This is a genomic window from Cohnella fermenti, assembly GCF_004801405.1.
In the GTDB taxonomy this organism is placed as follows: Bacteria; Bacillota; Bacilli; order Paenibacillales; family Paenibacillaceae; genus Cohnella; species Cohnella fermenti.
In genome coordinates this window covers 77,939-103,319 of record NZ_SSOB01000011.1, presented here as the reverse complement: position 1 = coordinate 103,319, position 25,381 = coordinate 77,939, and the positions used below count along the sequence as shown (strand labels likewise).

General features: G+C 54.5%; 17 protein-coding genes and 1 pseudogene. 13 read left to right on the top strand and 5 right to left on the bottom strand.

The features are described 5' to 3' along the window. Nucleotides 1-5: 5 nt before the first annotated feature. The gene (locus E6C55_RS10645; protein ID WP_230986641.1) at nt 6-494 is read right to left on the bottom strand and encodes a MerR family transcriptional regulator; all 489 of its coding nucleotides are present in this window, start codon (nt 492-494) and stop codon (nt 6-8) included. Nucleotides 495-685: 191 nt separating this feature from the next. Between E6C55_RS10645 and E6C55_RS10640 the strand changes: the two genes are divergently transcribed. Beyond that, nucleotides 686-1,285, top strand: a complete 600-nt coding sequence (locus tag E6C55_RS10640) for a TetR/AcrR family transcriptional regulator (RefSeq protein ID WP_136369830.1) — start codon at nt 686-688, stop codon at nt 1,283-1,285. Nucleotides 1,286-1,354: 69 nt separating this feature from the next. Further along, entirely contained in the window at nt 1,355-2,563 is a 1,209-nt protein-coding gene (locus tag E6C55_RS10635; RefSeq protein ID WP_136369772.1) for an MFS transporter, read from the top strand. 85 nt (nt 2,564-2,648) lie between these two features. Here the strand turns inward: E6C55_RS10635 and E6C55_RS10630 are convergent, their stop codons facing one another. Next, nucleotides 2,649-3,398, bottom strand: coding sequence for a helix-turn-helix transcriptional regulator (locus tag E6C55_RS10630; RefSeq protein ID WP_230986640.1), 750 nt, complete (start codon nt 3,396-3,398; stop codon nt 2,649-2,651). A 522-nt stretch (nt 3,399-3,920) separates the two neighbouring features. Between E6C55_RS10630 and E6C55_RS10625 the strand changes: the two genes are divergently transcribed. The 5 genes from E6C55_RS10625 (at nt 3,921) to E6C55_RS10605 (ending at nt 10,409) form a co-directional block, all read left to right on the top strand. After that, nucleotides 3,921-5,345: an ABC transporter substrate-binding protein gene (locus E6C55_RS10625; RefSeq protein ID WP_136369770.1), complete on the top strand. Its 1,425-nt coding sequence runs from the start codon at nt 3,921-3,923 to the stop codon at nt 5,343-5,345. 141 nt (nt 5,346-5,486) lie between these two features. Further along, nucleotides 5,487-6,335: a carbohydrate ABC transporter permease gene (locus E6C55_RS10620; RefSeq protein WP_230986639.1), complete on the top strand. Its 849-nt coding sequence runs from the start codon at nt 5,487-5,489 to the stop codon at nt 6,333-6,335. Next, entirely contained in the window at nt 6,332-7,201 is an 870-nt protein-coding gene (locus tag E6C55_RS10615; protein WP_136369768.1) for a carbohydrate ABC transporter permease, read from the top strand. The genes E6C55_RS10620 and E6C55_RS10615 overlap by 4 nt, the downstream gene beginning before the upstream one ends. Before the next feature lie 13 nt (nt 7,202-7,214). Continuing rightward, entirely contained in the window at nt 7,215-9,203 is a 1,989-nt protein-coding gene (locus tag E6C55_RS10610) for a glycoside hydrolase family 127 protein (RefSeq protein WP_230986638.1), read from the top strand. A 165-nt stretch (nt 9,204-9,368) separates the two neighbouring features. Next, a complete protein-coding gene (locus E6C55_RS10605; protein ID WP_136369767.1) occupies nt 9,369-10,409 on the top strand; it encodes a LacI family DNA-binding transcriptional regulator in 1,041 nt (346 codons plus the stop codon). An 87-nt stretch (nt 10,410-10,496) separates the two neighbouring features. Here E6C55_RS10605 and arfA read toward each other — a convergent pair whose 3' ends face one another. Further along, a complete protein-coding gene (gene arfA, locus E6C55_RS10600) occupies nt 10,497-12,011 on the bottom strand; it encodes an arabinosylfuranosidase ArfA (protein ID WP_136369766.1) in 1,515 nt (504 codons plus the stop codon). Nucleotides 12,012-12,186: 175 nt separating this feature from the next. Here arfA and E6C55_RS10595 point away from each other — a divergent pair, with 175 nt between their 5' ends. The 4 genes from E6C55_RS10595 (at nt 12,187) to E6C55_RS35370 (ending at nt 21,759) form a co-directional block, all read left to right on the top strand. Further along, nucleotides 12,187-13,131, top strand: coding sequence for an ArsR/SmtB family transcription factor (locus E6C55_RS10595; RefSeq protein WP_136369765.1), 945 nt, complete (start codon nt 12,187-12,189; stop codon nt 13,129-13,131). A gap of 403 nt (nt 13,132-13,534) precedes the next feature. Continuing rightward, nucleotides 13,535-20,179 carry a DUF5695 domain-containing protein gene (locus tag E6C55_RS10590; RefSeq protein ID WP_168735571.1) on the top strand — a complete coding sequence of 2,215 codons (6,645 nt, stop codon included), beginning with the start codon at nt 13,535-13,537 and terminating at the stop codon, nt 20,177-20,179. A 77-nt stretch (nt 20,180-20,256) separates the two neighbouring features. Further along, nucleotides 20,257-21,264, top strand: a complete 1,008-nt coding sequence (locus E6C55_RS10585; protein WP_168735570.1) for an S-layer homology domain-containing protein — start codon at nt 20,257-20,259, stop codon at nt 21,262-21,264. A gap of 192 nt (nt 21,265-21,456) precedes the next feature. Further along, nucleotides 21,457-21,759 (top strand): DUF6444 domain-containing protein, encoded by a 303-nt coding sequence (locus E6C55_RS35370; RefSeq protein WP_136369762.1) that lies wholly within the window; start codon nt 21,457-21,459, stop codon nt 21,757-21,759. A gap of 77 nt (nt 21,760-21,836) precedes the next feature. On the opposite strand, the pseudogene E6C55_RS35365 reads toward E6C55_RS35370, so the two are convergent. Together E6C55_RS35365 and E6C55_RS10575 are read right to left on the bottom strand one after the other, a co-directional pair. Then, nucleotides 21,837-21,947: pseudogene (locus E6C55_RS35365) on the bottom strand (IS630 family transposase); the annotation flags it as partial. Next, nucleotides 21,905-22,138, bottom strand: a complete 234-nt coding sequence (locus E6C55_RS10575; protein ID WP_136369761.1) for a helix-turn-helix domain-containing protein — start codon at nt 22,136-22,138, stop codon at nt 21,905-21,907. The gene E6C55_RS10575 and the pseudogene E6C55_RS35365, both read right to left, overlap by 43 nt. A 276-nt stretch (nt 22,139-22,414) precedes the next feature. Here E6C55_RS10575 and E6C55_RS10570 point away from each other — a divergent pair, with 276 nt between their 5' ends. Next, nucleotides 22,415-24,571 (top strand): GMC family oxidoreductase, encoded by a 2,157-nt coding sequence (locus tag E6C55_RS10570; RefSeq protein WP_136369760.1) that lies wholly within the window; start codon nt 22,415-22,417, stop codon nt 24,569-24,571. Nucleotides 24,572-24,746: 175 nt separating this feature from the next. Next, nucleotides 24,747-25,343, top strand: a complete 597-nt coding sequence (locus tag E6C55_RS10565) for a hypothetical protein (RefSeq protein WP_136369759.1) — start codon at nt 24,747-24,749, stop codon at nt 25,341-25,343. The last annotated feature ends 38 nt before the right edge of the window (nt 25,344-25,381 follow it).

The window sequence follows — 25,381 nt, the reverse complement described above, 5'->3', positions numbered from 1 at the left end:
TCCTATCACTCCTGATTGTCTATTTGATCTTGGCCCAGCCCCAGCCGGCCCAGCGCTTGCCGCTTGGCATCGGCGACCCGGTTCTGCACGAGAAGAAGCTCCGAACGGACCTTCTCCATCTTCTCCAGCTTGCGATCGATCATCCCGATCTGCTCGGCAACCAACTGTTCGACTTCTTCAAGCTTCCGAAGCCGCTCCTCTTCGCCGTCGGTATGCTTCAGCCGTTCGCGTACGTTGCTGTAATCCTCCATCATGGCCGCATAGTGCTGCAGCTCCTGAAGCGAGAAGCCCAGAACGTCGCGCGCCGTTATAATCTTGTTGAGGCGTTCGACATGATGATCGGAATACAGACGGAACCCGCCTTCGCTTCGATCGGGCGGAGGAATCAGACCGAGCTCTTCATAATACCGAAGCGTTCGTTTGGTTAACCCGACCTTGTTCGCAACTTCCTCTATCTTGTAGGTAGCGATCCCCTCACCTCGTTTATCGCTCATTTGACTTACCAATAAGATATTTGCTGATAAGTAAGATACCACCGAATAACCTTCACGTCAACGTCAACTTTCCAGAATTAACTTCTCAACGGCGGACTTTCGATCAACCGATCGGATTGCCTTTTCGACCTCGCTCAACTATAATACTGAATAAATGTTCAGTATTATTCGAGTGGGATGAGGTGGTCTCCATCAATAAGAAGCAGCAGCAAACCGAACAAACGAAGAGGAAAATCGCCGAAGCGTCGAAGGCGCTTTTTATCAAGAAGGGCTATAAGGCTACCGCGATCGAGGAGATCGTCAAGGCGACCGGCTGCAGTGCGGGCAACATCTATTATCACTTCAAGAGCAAGGAAGGGCTGTTCCTGCACCTCGTCCAGGAGTGGGACAAGGAATGGGAGGAGACGTGGCTGGCCAAGGAGCCGCTCTACAAGACGACCGCCGACAAGCTGTACGGGATGGCGGAGCATCTGGCGCTCGAGCAGATCAACCATCCGCTGACCAAGGCGATTGACGAGTTCTTCACGAGTGCCGAGAAGGACTCGGAGATTGAGGAACGAATTGCGCACATGGTTCAAGGTTACGTTAACTTCAACAAGCAGCTCTTGCAGCGGGGAATCGACGGCGGCGAGTTCAAGCGGGGGGACGCAGCCGGGCTCGCGGTTATTCTCGACAGCTTGCTCTACGGGCTCAGCCAACACTCCAAGAGCATGGACAAGGGCCAGTCGCTGGCGGCCTATCGGCTGGCGGTCGACGTGTTCCTGCACGGAATCGCTCGGTCGTCGCCCTGATTTTTTATGGCTTAATCTAGAATAAATATTCAGTATTATTGGATCGAACTTTATGGAGGCTGTATCGATATGTCCATCTTTGTCAGACATCGCGGGGCGCTGCCCATCTTAATGTTGAACCTGTTCCTGGTATTCACCGGGATCGGCCTTATTATTCCGATTATGCCGAGTTTCATGAACGAGCTGGGCATCGGCGGCAGCATGATGGGCTTGCTCGTCGCCGTCTTCTCGCTGACCCAACTGCTGTTCTCCCCGTTAGCGGGACGTCTGGCCGATTCCTTCGGTCGGAAAAAAATGATTGTGCTGGGCATGCTGATCTTCGCGTTGTCGGAAGGGTTGTTCGGGTACGTCAGTTCGCCGATTCTGCTGTTCGCCGCAAGGGCGCTCGGCGGCCTCAGCGCTGCGATGATCATGCCCGCCGTCATGGCGTACGCGGCCGATCTTACGACGAACGAGGAGCGCGCGGCCGGCATGGGCTACGTCAACGCCTCGATCACGACCGGCTTCATTATCGGGCCGGGCATCGGCGGCTTCATTGCCGAGTTTGGCATTCGCGCGCCTTTCTACGCCGCAGGAGTCGCGGGAATCGTCGCGGCGCTCGTCTCCCTGCTGTTCCTGAAGGAGTCGGGAGCGGTCGCCCGACTGGCCGAGGATTCCTCCTCCGACACCGCCCCGGCCGAACGCCGCAGTCTGCTGAACCAGCTTCGGTATTCGTATCGCGAGCCTTATTTTCCAAGCCTCATTATCGTCTTCGTCATGTCGTTCGGGCTGGCCAGCTTCGAGACGATCTACTCGCTGTTCGTCGATCACAAGTTCGGCTTCGATCCGAAGGACATCGCTCTCGTTATCACACTCGGTTCGATTGCGGGCGCGGTTGTGCAGCTTACGGCGTTCAGTTGGATTCTGAATCGGTTCGGGGAGAAGCGGGTCATCTCGGCCTGTCTGTTCGTTGCGGGCGTCTTCGTCCTGCTTATGCTGCTCGTTCACAGCTACTGGCTGATCTTCGCCGTGACGTTCGTCGTGTTCCTCGCCAGCGACATTCTGCGGCCGACCGTCAGCACGCAGATGTCGATGCTGGCGAAGGACCAGCAAGGCTACGTGGCGGGGCTTAACTCGGCCTACACGAGCCTGGGCAACATCATCGGCCCGGTCGTCGCCGGCGCGCTGTTCGACCTGGATGTGAACTATCCGTACGTTCTCGCGGGCTTGGTGCTGCTGGCGTGCTTCGGGGTGTCGCTGCGGGGGCGGCGAGGGACCGGACTCGGGCCGGTAAGCTAAGGGGACGAAGCGCCCAGATGGGAATCGCAATGACAGCCTCTCGTTCGCAACGGAACGAGGGGCTGTCTGTGCGGCTTCTGCTTCTCTAACGGGCCTTTGCGAACTTCCTGCGGAAGTCGGAGGGAGAGAGACCTTCTTTCTTCGAGAAGCAGGTGGAGTAATGAGAGACATGGTGGAAGCCTACCTCGTCGGCAATCCGGGCAATGGACCAGGGGGTCTGCAGCAGCAGCCGCTTGGACTGCTCGAGACGGTAATATTGGAGATAAGTCATAGGCGTCATGCCGTAGACCTTGAGCATTACTTTCGCCAGGTAATTGGGGTGATAGTTCATGTTCTTCTGCAAGACCGAATTCGTGATGTCGCTGGCATAGTTCTGGCGAATAAACAATTCGATCCGATCGGCGAGTTGAATCGATGTTTCGTTCGAGGGAGAGGCGAGGTCGCGATCCAGATGCTGAAGGAACAATTGGAAGGACGCTTGCCGCTTCCAATTGCGAAGGGATTGCGGCTCGTGTTCTTGCTCGAAGAAGGTCTCCAGAACCTCCAGCGCTTTGGGCGACAGCTTCATGTGTTTGGGGATGAAGATGGAGCACACATCGGCGTGATTGAGATACGCCAGCCTCTTGTGCTCCTCGATCAATTCCATCTGATTGCCCATGCATTGGTTCATATCGGTGCCCATCTGCCAGCTTCCGAAGGTTTGAAAATGAATCCAGATGATCTCCGTATCCGTTGTGCAGGGAGCGCTGCCGTAATGATGGCCATCAGGGAGAAGGATAAAGCCTTCTCCCTCTTTGATCTCCCAGGAGCGGCCGTTCTCGCCGATCGGGAGCATTCCCTTGCGAACAACAATAAGATCGAATACTCGTATGCAATTCCTGGTAATATGGGAATCCCCCACTTCGTAGCAGGCATAACCGCAGTCCACAAAATGGGGTATTGGCGGAGAGATGAAGTGTAAAATCGCAGAATCCATTCTCGTTCCTCCCAAGGTTAAATCGCTTGTGTCCAGACGCAATTTATTTCTAAAAGATATGATACTCTATCCCCCTCATTATAAAAAGAGTTTCTTCGCTGGATAAAAACTGTCCGTCGCGTCGTTAATCCGAATTCCAAACGAGGCAAGATCAGGTTGGAAATATTAAAAAAGAGGTTGGAAAAGGCTGTTTTTCTTGGCAAGAACTCATGGCACAATACAAATAAAGCGCTTTCCGAATCGATTCTGCCGGATATCGGACGGTATTGCCGCTTTGCGAGTCTGGTGCTAAACGTTTAACTCAGAGACCTGGGGGATTCCGGGGGGAGTCGAACGGTTAGACATATAAACCAATGTACATTTTGAAGGGAGAGCGGGGCAATGAAAGCAGGAAAGTCACTCGGAGCAGGTATTCTCTCGGTTTTACTGGTATCTGGTGTTGTGGGCTGCGGGAATAACGAGGACAATACGGCATCTCCGTCTGCGTCTGCATCTGCATCATCGGGCGCAGAGGCTTCCAAGACGCCTGACACGTCGTCTTCCAAGACGGAGAAGGTCAAGATTACTTACTCGATGTGGGGGAGCGCGGAAGAAGGGAGCGCTACGCAGGCGGTAGCGGATAAGTTCAATGCCTCCCAAGACAGAATCGAAGTCGAAGTGGTGTCCATTCCTTGGGAGAATTACATGACGAAGCTGAATACGCAGGCGGCGGGCGGACAGTTGCCGGATACGGGGATGATGAAGGAAGACGGCGTCATTCAATGGTCCTCCGAAGGCATGCTGAACGACGTAAGCGCCATGTACGAGGGAAGCGACAGCCAGCCGCTGGACAGTCTCGCCTACAAGTATCAAGGCAAACCCGTAGCTTATGCGGCCGCCAATGAAGTTCTCCTCCTCTACTACAACAAAGACATGTTCGACAAGGCGGGCGTCGCTTATCCGCCTTCCGCGCTGGATAAAGCATGGACGTGGGACGAATTCGTAGCGGCGGCCAAGAAGCTGACGGTCGACAAGAAAGGCAAACATCCCGACGAGGACGGCTTCAACTCGGATGGCATCGTTCAGTATGGCGCTTCCATCGAGAACCTGCCTTGGCAGCTGGAGACCTGGGTTCTTAGCAATGGCGGCGGATTCTATTCGGATGACGGGACTGAGGTGAGAGTCGGGGAAGACGCCAGCATCGAAGCGATTCAGAAGGTAGCGGATCTTTACTTGAAGGATCATGTCGCTCCGCTGTCCGTCGGCCAGACCGACGACGGCATTCAGCGCACCATCATCGCCGGAACGGTCGCCATGGCGACGAACGGCGCGTGGAACGTGGGAACCAGCCTGAATACGGCCAAGGAAGAAGGACTGAACTACGGCGTTGCCGTATTGCCGTACATGAAGGAGAAGGTTACCCTCAACACCGGCGGCGCCAATGTTGTCTTCTCCCAGACCAAGCATCCGCAAGAAGCGATGGAATGGCTCAAGTGGTACAACTCCGAAGAGAACAACTGGGGACTCATCAGCTCGGGCATCTGGATGCCGACGCTCGAGAAGTGGTATACGGACGAGACTCTCACCCACAAGTGGGTCGACAATCCGAACTTCCCTCCGTATGACGAATACAAGTCGGCGGTCGTCGATTATGCGCAATCCTCCGCCGCCAGACCCGCATCCTGGTTCTACACGAATCATACGACGGACTTCAACACCTTGCTCGGATCGATCCTCGGGGATGTGTGGACCGGCAAGACAACGGCCAAGGACGCCATTTCCAAAAATCTTGAAGCTTTGAAAGCGGCTCACGAAGGCAGCAACTAAAAGATAAGAAGGATGACCGCCAAGCTAGCGGCGGTCATCCTTTAAACAAAGGGATGGGTGCGAGAGATGGAGACCGTCAGCAAAGCGCCGAGACGCCGTTCCCGCTTTTTTTTGGCGGAGGCGCGAGTTGCTTATCTATGTTTGCTTCCGGCTTTCCTCGGGCTGATCTTCCTGACCTATGTGCCTCTGCTCGGGGTGCTCGGAATCAGCTTGACGAATTGGACGGGGCTGGCCACGCCTGAATTTATCGGCTTCGATAACTATATTAAAATATTTACCACCGATCCTTACATTAAAGATTCCATTATAGCGACAATCTACTTTGCCATATTGTCCGTCATCGGCAGCATGATTTATTCGCTGTTTATCGCAATGCTGTTGAATCGCAAAATTCCGGCAAGAGGTTTTTTTCGGGCGGTGTTTTATGTTCCTTACGTGCTGCCGGCTGTCGCCATATACGTAGGGTGGTCCTGGCTCTACGAGGCGAACTTCGGGTTCTTTAACTATCTTCTCTCCGAGGTCGGCTTGCATAAAGTTCTCTTTATCGCCGATTCCAGCTATGTCGTCCCTTCTTTATCCTTGATTTCGGTCTGGCTGGCGGGGAACTTGATCGTTATTTTCCTGGCCGGGCTTCAGAACGTTCCGATTGTGTACCACGAAGCGGCCGAGATGGACGGCGCGAACGGGTGGCAGCGTTTCTTGCATATCACCTTGCCCAGCATGTCCCCGATCATCTTCTACAACTTGTTGATGAGCTTGATTGCCAACCTCCAGGTCGTTACCCCGGCGCTTGCTCTGACCAATGGCGGCCCGGGCAACGCTTCCCGATTCATGACTTATCTGATGTATGATCAGGCCTTCGTGAATTACAAGCTGGGTTATGCCTGCGCGACTACCTTTATTATTTTTGCCATTCTTGCGGCCTTTACCATCGTATTGTTCAAGACGTCCAATCGATGGATCTACAACGAAGGAGGCGACGACAAATGAGCGGAGCCGTATATGGACAACTCCGAAGCAGGAAACGCAATAGACGAATAGCCAGCACAATCACGTTTGTCGTCGTCGTTTTTTTTGCGGTGCTTGTGCTCTTTCCGATCTGGTGGATATTCCGCACGTCTCTAATGACGAATGCCGAGATTTACCGATATCCTCCGTCGCTGATCCCGGCGGATTGGCTGTTCTCCAACTATGAGAAGACGCTGCAGATTTTCAAGTTCTGGAAGTATCTGCTGAACACGATGACGATTATCGTTCCTTCCTGCTTGGCCGGAACCTTCACGGCCACCCTGTGCGGATACGCCTTCGCAAGACTGCGGTTTAGAGGCAAAAATTTGATCTGGGCTCTCTGCGTCGGTTCAATGCTTCTGCCTGCCATGGTTACGCTTATTCCGCTCTACATCGGTTGGACGCGGGGCTTGGGGCTCCATGACAGCTATCTGCCATTGATTCTGCCTTATTTCTGCGGCGGCGGCGCTTTTAATATCTTTCTGATTCGGCAGTTTATTATGTCCATCCCGCGAGAATTGGACCAAGCGGCAACGATCGACGGAGCCGGGTACTTCCGCATCTTGTTCAACATCATTATGCCCGCCATCAGACCGGCCATGATCGTCGTCGCCTTGTTTATCTTCATAGGGCTTTGGAACGATCTGCTCCAACAGATGATCTACATCAACTCGAGCGAGAAGTACACCATAGCGTTGGGCTTGACCAACTTTAAAGGCCAGCTGAAGCAGGATTGGTCGTTGACAATGGCGGCCACGTGCATGTCCTTTGCTCCGGGCGTTATTTTCTACCTGATTGGTCAGAAGTATTTCGTAGAAGGCATCACCCTGACCGGAATGAAGAATTAGGAGTGTGATTGAAGTGCAAGTCAGACCTGAGGAACAGTCAAACACAAATTCGTACGTCTTGCAGCTAAACAAAGTACGCATTGAAGACCCCTATTGGTCCGAATATATTCGCTTGGTCCGGGACGTCATTGTTCCTTATCAATGGGAAGCGTTAAACGACCGTATTCCGGAAGCCGAACCAAGCTATGCGGTGCGCAACTTCAAGATTGCGGCAGGCGAGGAGCAGGGCGAGTTCGGGGGCATGGTGTTCCAGGACAGCGACGTGGCGAAGTGGCTCGAGGCCGTCGGCTATTTGCTTGCGACCGGCCCGGACCCCGAGCTTGAGAGAGTGGCGGACGGCGTCGTTGATCTGATCGCAAGAGCCCAGCAGGAAGACGGCTATCTGAACACTTATTTTACATTAAAAGAACCGGATCGCCGTTGGAGCAACCTGGCGGAATGCCACGAGCTCTATTGCGCGGGGCATATGATCGAAGCGGCCGTCTCCTATTATAATGCGACCGGCAAACGGAAGATTCTCGATGTCGTCTGCAAGTTTGCGGATTATATCGATACCGTATTCGGGACGGAGCCCGGCAAGCTGCAGGGGTATGACGGCCATCAGGAAATCGAGCTTGCTCTGGTAAAGCTGTACCGCACGACGGGGAATGACAGGTACCTCAAGCTTAGCCGGTATTTTCTCGATCAACGCGGCTCGCAACCTCACTTTTACCTGGAAGAATTGGAGAAGCGGGATGGGGCCGTCCACTTCCCCCAATTGGATATTGCCCATGACCATGCTTACAGCCAATCGCATCGGCCGGTCCGGCAGCAGGATAAAGCGGAGGGGCATGCGGTCCGTGTCGTCTACATGACGACGGCGATGGCCGATGTGGCAGCTCAGACCGGAGACGCGGAGCTGTTGCAGGCCTGCCGCAAGCTGTGGCGCAATATTGTCTCGAAGCAGATGTATATCACGGGCGGCATCGGTTCGATGGCTCACGGAGAGGCGTTCTCGTTCGATTACGACCTGCCGGGAGACACGGCATACGCGGAGACATGCGCCTCCATCGGACTTATCTTCTTCGCCCGGCGGATGCTCGAGATCGAGCCGATCGGCGAATATGCCGACGTCATGGAGCGCGCCTTGTACAACACGGTTGTGAGCGGCATGTCGCGGGACGGCAAGAAGTTCTTCTACGTGAACCCGCTGGAAGTTCATCCGGACGCATGCGGCAAGAACCATATCTACGATCATGTGAAGCCGGAGCGTCAAGGCTGGTTCGGTTGTGCGTGCTGTCCGCCCAACATCGCGAGATTGCTGGCCTCGTTGGGCGAATACATTTACACGGTGCGGGACCGGACGGTATACGCGCATTTGTACATTGGCGGGCAAGCCGTATTCGAGCTGGACGGCCAGGCGGTGCGCATCGAGCAGCAATCGGCCTATGCTTGGGAGGGCAAGACGCGCATGGTCGTCCATACGGACATTCCGACACGCTTCAAGCTGGCGCTTCGTTTGCCGTCCTGGTGCGGCGGGCGGGAGACTCTGCTGCTGAACGGACAACCGTATGCGTACGAAGATGCGGACCTTGAAGCCGGTTATGCCGGGATTGACCGCGTCTGGTCGGATGGAGATACGCTGGAGATCATGTTCGATATGCAGGTGAGGCGGATGAAGGGGCATCCGCATGTGCGAGACGCATTCGGCAAAACGGCTTTGCAATACGGCCCGTTCGTCTATTGCATGGAGGAAGCGGACAACGGCCCCAACCTGCACCAATTATGCTTGCCGAGCGGCGGCAAGTTCGCCGTGCGATTTAATCCCGATCTGCTCGGAGGAGTGAACGTTATCGAGACGACCGTCATTCGCAGGGCCTCCGAGGAATGGCAGGACGATCTGTACCGGGAGAACTCCCTGGCGGCACTTAACAGCGAGCCGTTGACAGGGAGCTTTATCCCGTACTTCGCCTGGGCCAATCGCAGCGTTGGCGAGATGGCCGTGTGGATTCGCGATTGTTAAATAACAAGGCGTAGAACAAAAAGCGGGCATCAACTGAATGGAATTGGTTTGTCAAGCAGTCTTGGTTCATACTTCATTGGACTTGGGCTGCTTCTTTACCGCTTGCACGATTGAATGATATAACCATCTATGGAAACGTTTATAAGGGGAAGGCGGTGTTCGTGAATGGACAAAGTCGGAATAAAAGAAATAGCGGCCAAAGCAAATGTATCCATTGCCACCGTCTCCTATGTGTTAAACGGCACCAGAAATGTAAGGCCTCAAACGAAGGAGCGGGTACTGAAGGTTATCGAAGAGCTTAAATACAAACCAAACAATATCGCCAAAAGTTTAAAAAGCAAAAAAACGAATACGATTGGTGTCATTGCCGAGGACATAACCGTATTTAACGTACCCGAAATAATCGACGGAATAAACGAATATGCGGATCGGTACGATCTTCATATCGTCTTGACAAACCTGCGGCTCCACAAGCGGGTCGGTCATAATTATTCGAACATCGGCGCCTTTCGCAAGTACGCGGAGAACGCCGTGTCCGACTTATTGGCGAAACAAGTTGACGGTATTATTTATATTGGAATACATCCTCGCGACGTGACGGGGCTGATCGATCCGGGAGACACGCCGATCGTATACACATATTGCTATACCAAGAACGAGTTGTCCATTCAGTACAACGATGAACAAGCTTCGTATGACGCGATCGAATATTTGTACAAGAAGGGACATCATCGGATTGCGGTTATAACCGGCTTAATGGATTCCATTCCGTCGCGGCTGCGGTTTAACGGTTACTTCAAAGCCGTTACCGACTTCGAATTGCCCTTCGAGCCGCAATTAATCAAGGTTGGGAATTGGGGCCTGGAGTCCGGACTGAAGCTGACCAAGGAGTTGTTGGAGCTGGCCGATCCTCCGACGGCATTGCTCGTCATGAACGACGTCATGGCTGCAGGCTCCCTGAGAGCAGCCAGATCGATGGGGGTTCGGGTGCCGGAGGATTTGTCCCTTGTCGGCTTCGACAACCGGGAATTCAGCGATTATTTGAACCCCCGAATCACGACGATGAACCTTCCGCTCCATGAGATGGGATACTCCTCGATGAGGTCTTTGCTGCGTATTATCGGCGGTGACGAAGAGCACGCTGCGGAGCAGGTGCCATTATGCGTCTTAATCGAGCGAGAGTCCGTAGCTCCCCTGGTCGATTAACCGAATTTAAAGATTAGGTTCATAGATTAAGGACAAGAGCGGGTTATCGAGAAGATAGCCCGCTCTTGTGGCAAGCCCGCTCTTGAGCTATGGTTGAACTGTGCGCAGACGAATGACATTCCACGAAGCCTTGCCCAGGCGCGCCGCAACGCTCGAGCCGCCGATTGCGGCGTTGCCATGATTATGCGGTTGAACCCGGCCGGGCTGCGCAGCCGTATTGACGGCTTTCAGATCGGCATTTTCCAGCACAAGATGTTCAATCAGCGTACAATCCCCGAAGCTGCGCAAGTCCGCTTTGAACGACAATGCCTCGTCCAAATGACGATTGACCGCGAAGATCGTTATTTCTCCGTTCTCTTCATTGTGTACGGCGATCGATTCCAAATAAGGGACGTCTGTCATTTCCTTCGTATCATATTTCGGCGATTGAACGAGCGGAACCAGCGAATGACCGCGTCCATACAGCGAGGCGTGCATGAAGGGATAGTAGATTGTTTGCGCCCAAGCGGCACCGCCGTTCTGCGTCATGATCGGGGCGATGACGTTGACAAGCTGCGCCAGACAAGCCATCTTTACCCGATCCGCATGCTTGAGCAAGCTGATCAGCAAGCAGCCGACGACCAGAGCATCCTCCATCGTATAGACATCTTCAAGCTGCGGAGGCGCGATCTGCCAAGGTTCGAGTTTATTGTCCGCAGCGTTGCTGTGGAACCAGACGTTCCATTCGTCGAAGGACAAATACATCCGCTTCTTGCTTCGTTTCTTGGCTTTTACGTAATCGCAAATTGCCGCGACGCTATGGATAAATTCATCCATTTGCAGCGAGCGGGCCAGGAAGGTCGCAGTGTCATTCTCGTGATTGCCGTAGTATTGGTGCAGCGACAAGTATTCTACATGCTCGTAGGTATGGTCGAGTACGGTCGCTTCCCAATCGGCAAACGTCGGCATGTTTAAGAAGGAGCTGCCGCAAGCGACCAATTCAATCGAAGGATCGGTCCACTTCATGACTTTAGCGGCTTCCAGGGCGACCCTGCCGTATTCCGCCGCTGTTTTGTGGCCAATCTGCCAAGGCCCGTCCATCTCATTGCCCAGACACCACGTTTTAATCCGGTGAGGATTCTTGTAGCCATGACGGATGCGCAAATCGCTCCAGTAGCTGCCGGACGGGTGATTGGCATATTCTACAACCTGACGCGCATCGTCCGCGCCTTGCGTGCCCAGATTGATCGCCCACATCACATCGCTGCCTGCCGCTGTCGACCATTCCACGAATTCGTTCATGCCGAACTGATTGGGCTCGACGGTCCTCCAGGCTAAATCAAGCTTGCTTGGCCGTTCGCCGATCGGGCCGATGCCGTCCTTCCAATCGTAACCGGATACAAAGTTGCCGCCGGGATAGCGAACGATGGGGATACGCAGCTTCCGGACCAGCTCCAAGACGTCCTGGCGAAATCCCTGCTTGTCGGCGGCGGGATGGCCGGGTTCGTATATGCCGCCGTAGACGGCTCGTCCCAAGTGTTCAATGAAGGAACCGTAAAGCCGGTCGTCAATTTTGCCAATAGTAAAATCCTTATCCACGATCATGGTTGCTTGAAGGCTCATTAAGTATTCCTCCAGAATTTATGTTTATATTAATTTAATATTATTGACTTGATCTACGATCAATGTAACATTGTTAATATTGAGTTCGCAATACGATTTATGCAATTTTTTTCTATTTTATTGAAATTATATAAATGTAAATTCAATCTCGAATAGGAACATTGGAGGAACCGATATGACGATTCATGCCACAACCGCTCGAAGTTATTTGCCGTTGTTTGAAGCGATGGCCAGCGAGGTTAGATTAACGATCATCGAATTGCTGGCAGATCGTGAATTGAATGTGAAGGATATCGCCGCCCGGCTGCGCCTAAGTCCGGCCATTGTGACGATGCACGTTCGTAAGCTGGAGGAAGCCGGGATCATTGGTACGCGACGAATTCGCAAGGATGGAGGAACGCATAAGATGTGTATGCTGCAAGAGACCTCAATCGCAATCGAGCTGCTCTCCGCGAATGCTGCGGGGACGGTTCGTGAGCAATCGATCCCGGTGGGACATTATACGGCCTTTGAAGTGCACCCGACATGCGGTCTTGCCACCAAGGAGAAGCTGATCGGCTTCTATGACGATCCCAGATATTTTCTCGACCCTGAGCGCGTCAATGCTGCAATTCTCTGGTTTAAAAGCGGGTTTGTCGAATACAAGACACCCAATTATCTGTTGCCGAATCAATTGGCGACGAAGCTGGAGATTTCGATGGAGCTGGCATCGGAAGCCCCCGGTGTAAGTGACAACTGGCCTTCCGATATCCACATCTGCTTCAATGCGGTTTCGCTTGGAACTTGGACAAGCCCCGGGGATTTCGGTAAAGATTCGCGTGGCAAATTCACTCCGGATTGGTGGAACAGCCATGTGAACCAGTATGGGCTGTGGAAGACGCTTCGGGTTGACGCCACCGGCACTTATATGGACGGCGAGCGGATATCAGACACTGTGCTGGCAGATCTGCAATTGGATGAGAAGTTCTGGACGCTGCGCTTCTCCGTAGAGGAGAATGCAAGGCATGTTGGCGGATTGACGCTTTACGGAGCCGGATTCGGCAATTATAACCGGGATATTCTGCTTCGCATCACGCATACCGACCAGTCCGCGAAGCAGGGGCCGGGGGAGATAACGTGAACAATGGCCGGGTTCGCAGGCACTTTCGATAGATCTATAAGCTGAACTAGGGAGCTTGATGGACTCCCCCTGTTTCGATGCCCCGCGCAATGTGGACGCAGGCTTCGGGCAACGAATGCGAAATTTCACATCCATTCGGCGGAATTGCGGCTGGCCGCGGAAGGTAGTCGGAATTGTTTGCTTATTCGCTCGATTCGTTCAGCTTAGATAGGTTGTAATTATTAAAAAGCAGTTTGAAAATGTTGTTGTTTCTATATTTGTTTCGGTTCTGCGTACATCCTGAGAAGGTTGAAAATATGAAAGAATAGGTTGAATATACTGATTTTTTTCCTTAGAAATTTCGGTTATGCTTCCATTGAAGCGCTTTCTTGCAATCAATTACGAATGCCAATGGGAGGTTAAGATGAAAAAGACGACTAAAAAGTGGATGTCGCTGGCTACTGCATTTGCGTTGTTCTTCGAAGTGCTGCCCTTGGGGATTAACGCGGTGCCTTCGGCAGCCGCAGCAGCGAACGGCATCTCCAATGATAGTCTTTCTGCCAAGATCGGGGATTTGGGACAGATTGAAGAATTGTATATCCAGAATAACCCGACCAACAAAAGCGGCAAATCCATTAATTTTGTGTTGCCCAACAATACGTCGCCGCAGAACGACGTTCAGCACCAATGGATGGGCGAAATGATTTTTTCTTATCGTACCGGCGACAGCGATCAATTTCCTGACGACAGGACGGGCTTTGTAGAAGTTGATACGAACAAAACATTGGCGGCTGGCGGATCAACCAAGTACACGACCATCAATTCGGCCAACCCTTATTTTACGAAGCAGGCTTCGGCAGACGGCAAGAAAGTGGAAGTCGACTTTATCGGACAGGACCTTGACTCTGCAACGGCTCGGACGATGAAAGGCTTTGACGTGAAGTCCGTATTTGATATGGATACCGAAGACGGCTCCATGCTGTGGGAGATCACGGTCAAAAACAAAAGCAGCAAATATATTGAATTCGGCGATATCGGCTTGCCGATGCCCTGGAATAACAAATATTTATCGACATCGGATACCTATGACAATCGGGTTACTGTGCATAATTTTGCAGGCGCCGACAGCGGGTATGCCTATGCGATCCGCACGAGCGGCGAAGGGAACTTCATGATGTTCACCCCGGTGCCGGAGAGCGGCGCCCGCATCGAATATGTCGATTACTGGTTGGGCGACACGGGCGAGCTGCGCAACGGAAGCCTTTACTCCAACTGGGTCGGCGACAGCGGCGGCTGGTTCCCGGGCCTGAATGTTCTGTATATTCATTCCAAGGATATATCGAAGACCGGCCGCGGCTATTTTACCGATGCCACCAGTCTGGTGTTGGCGCCGGATGAGCAAAAAACGTACAAGTTTAAATTCTCGGCGGTACGCGCAGGCGACAACGATCCGCAAGAAAATGCCCAAAGTCCCAATAATGCGTCTGCTTCCATGGAAGACCGCGAGGCTAACCTTCGTTCCATCCTGTACAATTCAGGGATGATCGATGCGGTTGCGTTGCCGGGCTTCCAGACTGCGATCAATATGCCTGTCAAGCTGGATTTGCATTACGACGACAGCAAAATCAAAAATGTGTCCGTACAGATTCAGTCCGTCGGCGAGAATGATCCGTTTGACGAAGCGCATATCCCGACGATCAAGTCCGGCCAGACCAGAGCTGCGATGGTCAACAACACCCGTGCCGGAGGCGGAATTCCCGGGGGGAATCCGGATTATTCAGAGTCCGTGCAGTACGTCGAGACCAAGATCATCAACGGAGAACAGCACCATATTTACTCGCTTACTTTTGACACCCTCGGCAATAACAGCGTTCGTGTGGATTATCAGCTGGAAGCCGGCGGAGAAGCGACGGATAAATTCACCCAGGTTGAATTCAATGTTATGGCCGAGCTCGACAAAACATCGGAAGCCCACTCCGAATTCATGGTAGACCAAACGCAGGACAAGAACCCGGAAAGTCCCACCTTCGGCATCTACCGCGACTGGTATCTGACAACGGGAGTGGATACGGCGGACAGCCATTGGGGAGACGACTGGAGCCATGATAACATCAACTTCATGACGATGAAAAATTATCTCGATCCGGACCCTGATGAGATTCGCTCGATTGAGAACTACTTGATCGACTTCATGTGGAACAATTATATGAAGAATACGCAGACGACCTTTACGGTTGCGAACTATCTCAGCGGTTCAGGCATTAACGCCAGTTCGGCAACCCCTTATACACGGACGTTCTCCGAAGTGATGGAATCCACCGGCTACTTCAACATGTATCGGATTCAGAAGGCATATCCGAATTTGGTAGAGTATCGCGAAACGCCGCAATACTATCTGGAGAAGGCCTACGGGATATACTACAACCGCGTCTCCAGCGGAGCAACCGGATTCTACGGCGAGCAGCAGATCCCGGATATGATCGAGGCATTAAAAGAAGAGGGAATGTTGACCGAATACGAGAATCTGAAGAAGAAGTTCGCCAAAGACAAAGGAACGAGCGTGACAAACGCCTCTTACCCTTACGGATCGGAATTTGAATATGACAATACCGGCGAAGAAGGGGCTTATTCCGCAGCCAAGGCGCTGCGCACATACTACCCTGCAGACACGAAGGCAAGCGCGGCTCTGAAGAGCATGGGACTGGATGACTTGAAGACTCGCGCCATGCGAGGCATCCAGCCGACCTGGTATTACTATTCCGTACCGGTATTCCGCGCCGGCGAAGGCTGGTGGAACTTCCAATATACCGCTTCCCTGGCAGGCTCCATTATGGACGACTGGCTCCGCTATGAGGATAACGGGAGGTCCCAGGAGCAGACGGCAGTCGCGCAGCAACGCAACTATGCGGCGAAGATCTCCAACTTCAACGCCGTCAATATGGGGCAGATCTCGTCAAGCTCCGTAGGCGGCATCTCTTGGAGATATAACGCCCAGAAGGGAGGAACGGGCACCAAGAACGTAAACGATGGCGGCACTCGCGTGATGAACAACGGCTGGCAGGACTTTTCCGGCGAATCGGAGGAAGGGCTCTACGGCTCGTTATTGCGCATCAGTTCCGATATCGTCACCGATCCGGTATTTGGTCTCTTCGGGTATGGGGCCGAGGTCACCGACGAGAGCGGCGCGTACCATATTACGCCGAAGGACGGCTTCGGCAAGCGGATCAACCTGATCGATGAGAAAATATACGTAGTCTCGGAAAGCGATAAAATTGAAAGCGCGAACATTCAAAAGGACGGCAAGGCCTTTACCCTGCAGCTCTCGAATCTTGCCCAAGGCGAGCACGCTTCAAAGATTACTATCGACGGGGCAGGCGTAGAGAACGGCTATTACACAATTAAGCTGGATGATAACGATGCCGGACAGTTCTATGTACAGAACAACAAAGGGACTGCGATGTTCCAGATGAGCAGTGCGTCGACGGCCGAATTGACCATTGAGAAGTCGGATACGGGGGAGAATCAGCCTCCGCAGGTTACTGCAGAGCTGGCAACGGCCGACCCGCAGGCGATGATTCCGTTCGTGATCAACGGAAGCGTGACCGATGACGGCGCACCGAACGGCGCGTTGACCTATCAATGGGAAGTTGTCAGCACTCCGGCAGGCGGCCAACTGAGCTTCACCAATCCCAAGTCCACAACCACACGGGCAAACGGCACCAAAGGAGGCTCGTATACGGTCAGACTCACCGCGAATGACGGGCAAGAGAGCGGTTCCGACGAACTGACCTTCACGCTGGCCGCGCCGCCGGAGAAGCAGCCTCCGGTAATCGGCGATGTGACTGCGGTTCAGGATACTTCGAATAGCAGTATTCTGATGTTATCCGGCACGGCGACTCCAGATCCGGTGTACAGCGCGGTATTCGCTCCCGAATGGACGTATGGATGGACTGTCAAGCAGAAGCCGGATGGCGCGGCGGACGTTACGATTGTCGATGGCGACCAAGCCAATGCAATCGCCCGTGTCAGCAAGGCAGGCACCTATGTGTTTACCTTTACAGCGGCCGATGAAGGCAAGGCGGCCAGCAAGGACGTAACGATTACTATCGCGGAAGACGCCGATGACTCCTACCGGGCCATTAGCGTTGTGACACAAAAGGGCACAGCTCCGACGCTTCCTGGCCAGGTAGATGTTCTGACGGACCAGGGGTATGTGCAGAGCGATGTCGTGTGGGATGCAGTCGACCCAACCCGATATGCGAATAACGGTCAATTCGAGGTCAGGGGCAATGTCCAAGACAGCGATCTGAAGGCGCGTGTCACCGTCTATGTCGTGAGTTCGCAACCGCAAAATAATGCGCTGGCTGCAACGCCGACTGCCATTATCAACACCGTTAGCGACTTGGGCGGGGTAAAAGGTTTAAATGATGGATTTGATCCCGCCAGCTCGAGCGATACCAGCCACGGTGCGTGGCATAACTGGCAAGGGGACCAGGGCGGTCCTGCATGGATCATGTATACATGGAGCGAAGCTTTCCTGGCCTCCTCGATGGATGTCTATGTGTTCCGCGACGGCTCCGGGAATTTCCAACCGAAGGATATGACGCTCCAGCTTCGCGATGAGAACGGCAACTGGTACACGCCCAGAGCGGTAGCGGGACTTGGAAATTCATTGAATAAATACAATACGACTGCCTTCGAACCTGCCTATATTACAGGCGCTCGTATTGATATGAAGCCGGTTGCCCTTGGTGTCGGCATTCTGGAATGGAAGGTAAATGGATATACGGAGGCGGTAGACAAGACGGCGCTGACACAGGTCTACAACTTTGCCAACTCATTAAAAGCGGCGAACTTCGCCGGTCAGGGTCTGGCGCCGATTGCGGATTCCAAGGCGGCCGCATCCGCCGTGATAGCGAACAAGAATGCTACAGAAGAGGATGTTGCGCAGGCCGTTGCCAATCTGCTGGCGGATCTGCGGCTGCTCACTCCGCTCGATAACAATCTGGCGTTTGCAGCCAGTGTCTCGGCCAGCTACACTTCGTCGTGGGAGAATCTCTCCGCAGTTAACGACGGGAAAAAGGATAGCCCGAGCAACACGCACTGGGGCACGTGGGGAAATAACAGCACCGAGGAATGGGTGCAATACGATTGGCCGCAAGGGGCCTCAATCGCGAGCACGAATCTGGTGCTATGGATAGACGGAGACGGCGTAAGCGGCATAACTGCGCCTACGAAGCTCACATATTCGTACATCCCGATGAACAGCAGCACGAATGCATGGGTAACGGCGGGAACCGTGACCAGCGGCATCGTGGCTAAACAGACTCCGGTGGACACCGCCAACATCTATGCATTTGACCCGATTCTGGAGGTTAAAGCGCTGCGCGTTACGATAACCAAGCAAGCAAAGAACAGCGAGGGCGTCGGTTTATGGGAATGGGAGGTCTACCAACCGGCATCCAAACAGGATCAGGCGGCGCCGACAACGCCGACAGGGGTTATGCCGACGGCAAGCAACGGGACTGACGGCCAGCTCATTGGCGTGACATCGGCAATGGAGTACAGGAAGGAAGGCACGGAGACGTATACCGCAATTACGGGAACGGAGGTTACGGGCCTCAGCGCCGGCACGTATTTTGTCCGGTATATGCAGACGAGTTCTCTGAATGCCAGCCCCGATAAGGAGGTTGTCATTCCGGAAGGGCAGAACGAAGCGCAGGCCAGCATAAGCGGCCCTTCATCGCCGGTGTTCGTCGGCCAGTCGTTTGACCTTGCGGTCGGCGTTACGGGATTGACTCACGACTTTAATATGCTAAGTGTGGAGTTAAAGTACGATCCGACGATGATTGAGTTTGCTGCATCGCTGGATGATGGCGTCAACGTCTTGGATGAGGATTCCGTGACTTCCTCGCGGACGGGGCTCCAGGTTCTTGAGACAGCGTTGAAGCCGGACACGGGAGAAATCCTGATTATTATGGGACTCACCGGAACATTCTTAACCGGCGACGGCGAATTGTTCGTTCTTCACGGCAAAGCCAAGGCGGACGCCATACCCGGCACGACGACTGTTGCTGTAACCAAACAGGAGATGGTCGGCGACGAGGGCCATTATTCATTGCTCGATACCTCTCTGGCTGCGGCAGGCATACAAGTTGCGCAAGTGGATAAGACGGCCTTGCTTGCGTCCATTGAAGCCGCTCAAGAACTTCTCGATGCGGCAGTTGAAGGAGATCAAGGCGGGCAATATCCAAGCGGTTCCAAAGCAATCTTGCAAGCCGCGATTGATAGCGCATCGGCAGTGGCGAATGATGGAGCGGCAACACCAACCGATGTTGCGAACGCATTCGCCGCGTTGGATGATGCCGTAACCAGCTTCAGCGGCTCGATTATCCCGATCAATAAAGCAGCATTGAATACTGCAATTGCCGATGCTCAGCAAGCATGGAGCAATGCAGTGGAAGGAGCGGCGCCGGGCCAATATCCGACGGGGGCAAAGGCTGCGCTTCAAGCTGCGATCGATGCCGCAATCGGCGTTCGCGATCATACTGCGGCAACGCAAGCCGATGTGGACGCAGCCGCGTCGACATTGACAACAGCATTGAGCGCATTCAGAGCAAGCGTGAATACAACGACCGCGCCTCCGGCTGACTTTGGCGCACTGAATCAAGCGACTGCTGCGGCTCAAGCTAAGGTGTCCAAGGCGACGGCGGGGGACAAAATCGGCCAATATCCGGCCTCTGCGATCGCCAATCTTCAAGCGGCCATCACAGCGGCGAACAACGTGAAGAGCAACGGCGGAGCCTCGCAGTCGCAGGTGGATGCGGCGGTGAGCGCATTGAACGATGCCGAAGCGGCATTCGCTTCGCAGATTGTATCGCTTGTACCTGGAGCGACGTCGATTACGATCATGGATCTGTCGATCATTGCCAAATATTACGGCGTTAAGAAGGATGAGCAGGGCTGGGATAAAGTAGAGAAGGCCGATTTGTTCGATCATTACGAGATTACGATTCTCGAATTGGCGGCAGTGGCACGCATGATTGTGGGGAATTGGTTGCAGCAATAAACAGTCGGCGACAGCGGAATACAGGGGAGGGGCGCTTCGGCGCCTTCCTCCTCAACTTTAATGAAAGGATGAATCGCATGTTGAAACGCCAACTTGTCATGCTATTGTCGATCGTCATCCTGCTTATTGGTGTGCCGCAGGGAATTGCAGCAGCTAAAGAAGCGAATGCCTCATTCGAATTAAAGCTTGGCTATTCGGACAAGGATGTTAAACTGACCATTGTGGGGCATGGGCTTACGGATCTGTACGCTTATGATATTGAGTTGTCGTACGATGACAACATCCTTTCCTTCGGCAAGGCGGAAACTTCCATCGATGGTTTCTCGGTAAATCCTATCCTTAGCGCCGATACGGTCCGGATTGCCCATACGAAGATGGGCGAGATCGATGGCGAGAAGGGGGATGTGGAGTTGTCCGCGATAACCTTCAAACGCATCGCATCCGGGACAACACGGATTACGCTCGGCAATGTTAAGCTGGTTGATTCCAAGCTGGACATGACCTCCTTAGAGCCCGACGTAACGGCAACGGTCGTCGATAATACCAAACCGTTGCTATTCAACGACGTTAAGGGGCATTGGGCGGAAGCTTCGATTTATGAAGCAGCCGGACGGGGCTTCGTTACCGGCTATGCGGATGCCTCCTTCAAGCCGAATCTTGAAGTGACAAGGGCCGAGTTCGCGGCGATGATCGTTCGAGCTTTGCAGTTGGAGACAAGCGATGGCCAAGGTCTGACATTCAAAGACAATAAAGAGATTCCCGTATGGGCAAGAGCTTATATTCAAACAGCGGTTGAAGCAAAGCTGATGGCCGGTTACACGGATAATACGTTCGGTGCGAACCAATGGATTACTCGGTCAGAGATGTCAGCCATCCTTGTACGGGCACTTGCCAAAGAAGCAAGCTCCGCTACTCAATTGCAATTCGCCGATCTTGATCAGATACCCGCATGGGCCATTCCGTCTGTGAAGACGGCAGTGGGGCTGGGCATTATGCTAGGGAATACGCAGAATCAATTTGCCCCCAATGCACCCGCCACCCGAGCGGAGGCGGTTGCCGTTATTCTAAGAATGCTCAAAGCGTAAAACAAAGAACACATTCCTGCAGAGGCGGATCATCTGCGGAATGTGTTTTTTTGTTCACATGCTAAAAATCGTTACTACTCCCCCTAACGTTACTACTCCCCCTAACGGAATATTTAGCTCAGCTGTAACAATTGCCCTATCAACAGCCGACAAAGTAGAAAGAAGTTATGACGGACAGAGGAGTGAGCGCAAATGGAGCAGACGAAGTTGTCCCCTGAGCAAGTCCTGGCGATTAGTAAAGGCGATACGGAGATTGCTGCATTCATTCACTCCCTCCTCCACACGATCGAAGCCCAAGCTGCCCTAATCGAAGCGCAAGCGTCCCAAATTAAGAAACTGGAAGCCCGTGTTCATGAGTTGGAGCGCCAATTGGATCAAAATAGCCGGAACAGCAGCAAGCCTCCTTCTAGCGATGGGTATCGCAAGCCGGTGAACCTGCGCACAAAAGGCGGCAAGAAAGGCGCTCCGAGGCTTCGAACGACGCCAGGAAGTTGACATTTCCCTGCCTCGGTCCCGGACCGCGGAGCACCGCGCGGAGACGGGCTGTTGCGCTCACTGCGGACGCAAGCAGATTTGTCCGCCAATCGCTTGGCTTCAGCCGCTTCAAATGCTTCATAAAGCGAACCGACGCTATGCGTGTTTAAATTATCCATGACGAGAACAATCCGGTCAGCTTCCGGATAGTGCTTTCACTCACATTGTAGGCTTCTGCAATCCGAGTATCTGACCACGATGTTCCCTGTTCGCCTTCGTCGGCTTTCAGCAACATTTGCGCATGTTTGATTGTGTAACCGGCCACATTTCCTTTATGGATCAGTTGTTCTAATTGTTCGCGTTCTTCGTGGCTCAATTCAACTACCCATCTTTTTTCCATCGCCAGTCCCTCATATCTTTTTATTGAATATACCGGCTGGCTGTATCTTTACCATTAATTTCTTTCGATACGGAGTACTGGGCATGCATCGCAATCCTCCCACCCACCTGCCGCCAAGCCAGCATGTCCCTCAATCGTCGCGGTAAACGAAAGTATGCGGCATCCTTGCACCATTCGGCGGAAAGCTTGTCGCGAACGGTCGCTGCAAGGGCTCCCATTCGCGCAGGGAGTCTGTTAGGATAAGAGGGAAGACAAACGTTATGGCGGGGTGTGTATATGCGACCTAACGATAGTGTTGATTGGACTAACGGATTGCTTCCGACATTGGCGGCCGTTGTCGATCGGCTGTTGCCCGGGGATGAGTGGCCATCGGCGACGGAGGGCGGCGTTCCGGCATATCTGAAGCGGCGGGCGGAGGAGGACCCGGACACGTGGCGGAGCCTCGTCGAACCCGGGCTGCGGACCTTGAGGACGATAGCGCTCCAGCGGCAAAACAAACCGTTCGAGCAATTGCCGGACGACGAGAAGGACGAGTTGCTTCGGGAGGCGGAGAAGGGGGCGGCGGAAGGGTGGCCGGTCTCGGTCTCGCCGAGCGGGTTCTTCGAGTCGCTGCTGAATCTCGTCGCCGAAGGGTATTACGGCAGTCCAGAAGGCAGTTCGGAGGCGGGGGTGGTTCCCGAGCGGAAGGCGTGGGAGATGATCGGTTTCCGGCCGGGTGTCCTGCCGGGGACGGACGCGCCTGTCGCCGAGGCGGAGCTGCCCGTTCGCGGGCTTGACGAGCTTAGGGATCGATACGACGCGGTCGTCGTCGGCGCAGGAGCAGGCGGCTCGGTCGCGGCCGCCGTGCTGGCGGAAGCCGGGATGAGCGTGCTCGTTGTCGAACGGGGAAGCCGGCTTCGTTACGGAGACGTTGGGCAGGATCATCTGAGGAACCATCGCTTAAGCAAGTACGGGCACAACACCGGACCGGAGCCGGCGGGCCATCCGCGCACATTCCTGACGGAGAACGGGGAGGAGAGAATCACGCTTCCGTTCGAGGGGGATTACCACAACAATGCGATGACGGTCGGCGGCGGCACGCGGGTGTACGGGGCGCAGGCGTGGCGGTTCCATCCGGACGACTTCCGCATGGCGACGCGTTACGGCATTCCGGACGGCAGCTCGCTCGCCGACTGGCCGATCGGCTACGCCGACCTCGAGCCGTATTACGAGCGCGCCGAGTGGGAGATCGGCGTCGCGGGCGACGGAGCGGCTCATTCGGAATGCGGCTTCCGCCGCCGCGACTATCCGATGCCTCCCCTGTCTCGCACGAAGGAGGCGGAGCTGCTCGCGAAGGGAGCCGCCAAGCTCGGCTGGGAGGCTGGCCCGGTGCCGCTGCTCATCAACTCCGTGGAGCGCGACGGCCGACCCGCGTGCGGTCGCTGCGGGCAGTGCGTCGGGTTCGCTTGCCCGACGGACAGCAAGAACGGCGGACACAACACGATGCTTGTACGCGCCCTCGCGACGGGCAACTGCGATCTCGTCTGCGACACGATTGCGGAGCGCATCCTCACCGCCGCAGGCCAGCGCGCTGTCGGCATCGTGCTGGCGCAGGAAGCGGGCGGCTCGCTCCGGCGTCGAGACATTCGCGCCGGGCATGTGATCGTCGCCGCCGGAGCCATCGAGAGCGCGCGGCTGCTGCTTAACTCCGCGGGCGAGGCGGAGCCGGACGGCATCGGCAACCGGTTCGGGCAAGTCGGCAGGAACCTGCAAGGGCATGTGTACGCGGGAGCGTGCGGCCTGTTCGACGAGCCGGTGCAGGACGGTCTCGGTCCCGGGGTAGCCATCGCCACGCTGCGCTTCTCCCATGGCAATTCGGACGGGATCATCGGCGGCGGCCTGCTCGCGAACGAGTTCACCCGGCTGCCGCTTATCCACTGGTACCGCGCGATGGCGCCGGATGCGCCGAGATGGGGGGCGGCCGGCAAGGAGATGATGCGCCTGTCGTATTCGCGAACGAGCCAGATCCAGGGGCCGATGCAGGAGATTCCGACGCCGGAAGCACGGGTGCGCCTCTCGCGAACGGTCAAGGACCGTTCCGGCCTTCCGGTTGCGATGCTGTCGGGCAACGTCCACGCGGAGACTCTCCGGGGAGCGGTCTGCCTCGGGGAACGCGCGGAGGAATGGCTGCAGGCGGCAGGGGCTCGGCGCACGTGGCGAACCGGTCCATGGGGCGGCCTGAGCGGCGGGCAGCACCAAGCGGGCACACTGCGCATGGGCGTAAGCCCGGAGATGTCCGTCACCGACCCGGCGGGCCGGGTTCACGGTTACGACAATCTGTGGGTCGCCGACGGCTCCGTCCATGTGACGAACGGCGGCGTCAATCCGGTGCTGACGATTATGGCGCTGGCATTCCGGACGGCGGAGGGGCTGGTTAAGGAATCGCGGAATTAGAAGAGAAGATCACTCTACTCAGCGGCCACCTCCGATGTTCCCATTGAGCCCAAACGCTACTTCTTGTTATAATCTTCTCAAGGAACAGAAGTTCCAAACCGATTCCGCCCCCATATCGGTCCCTGGAACAATCCGACGGCAAGTAATCTAATACTTAAGTCGGAGGGGACTGGCAATGAGCGAACTATTGATGAATCGCATTCTGGAAGAGGTAGTGGGCTTAAACGGACGATTTGATCGACTTGAAGCTAAGGTCGATCGAATGGAAGCGGACATCGTCGACATGAAGGCCGACATTGCCATCTTGAAGAAGGACAATGCCGAGATGAAGGCCGACATTGCCATCTTGAAGAAGGACAATGCCGAGATGAAGGCCGACATTGCCATCTTGAAGAAGGACAATGCCGAGATGAAGGCCGACATCGCCATCTTGAAGAAGGACAATGCCGAGATGAAGGCCGACATCGCCATCTTGAAGAAGGACAATGCCGAGATGAAGGCTGACATCGACAGCTTGAAGAAGGACAACGTCAGCTTGCTTGCCGGACAGGCTGAGCTCTTCCAGATGGTAAGCGCGTTGAAGCACGGACAAGAACTGACGAACGCCAAGCTGGACGGATTGACGCTGGATGTGCGGAAGCTTGAAGGAAGTTTCTTGCGGTTGGAGAAGAAGATCGACAGCGAAGTGTTGGAATTGCGCGGGGACATTCGGCTGCTCAACCATCGGATTGCCGATGTGGAGATGGACGTTGAGCGCCTGAAGAACCGCTAATCTCGCTATTATACGAACGAAGAGACGCCTAAAGCTCT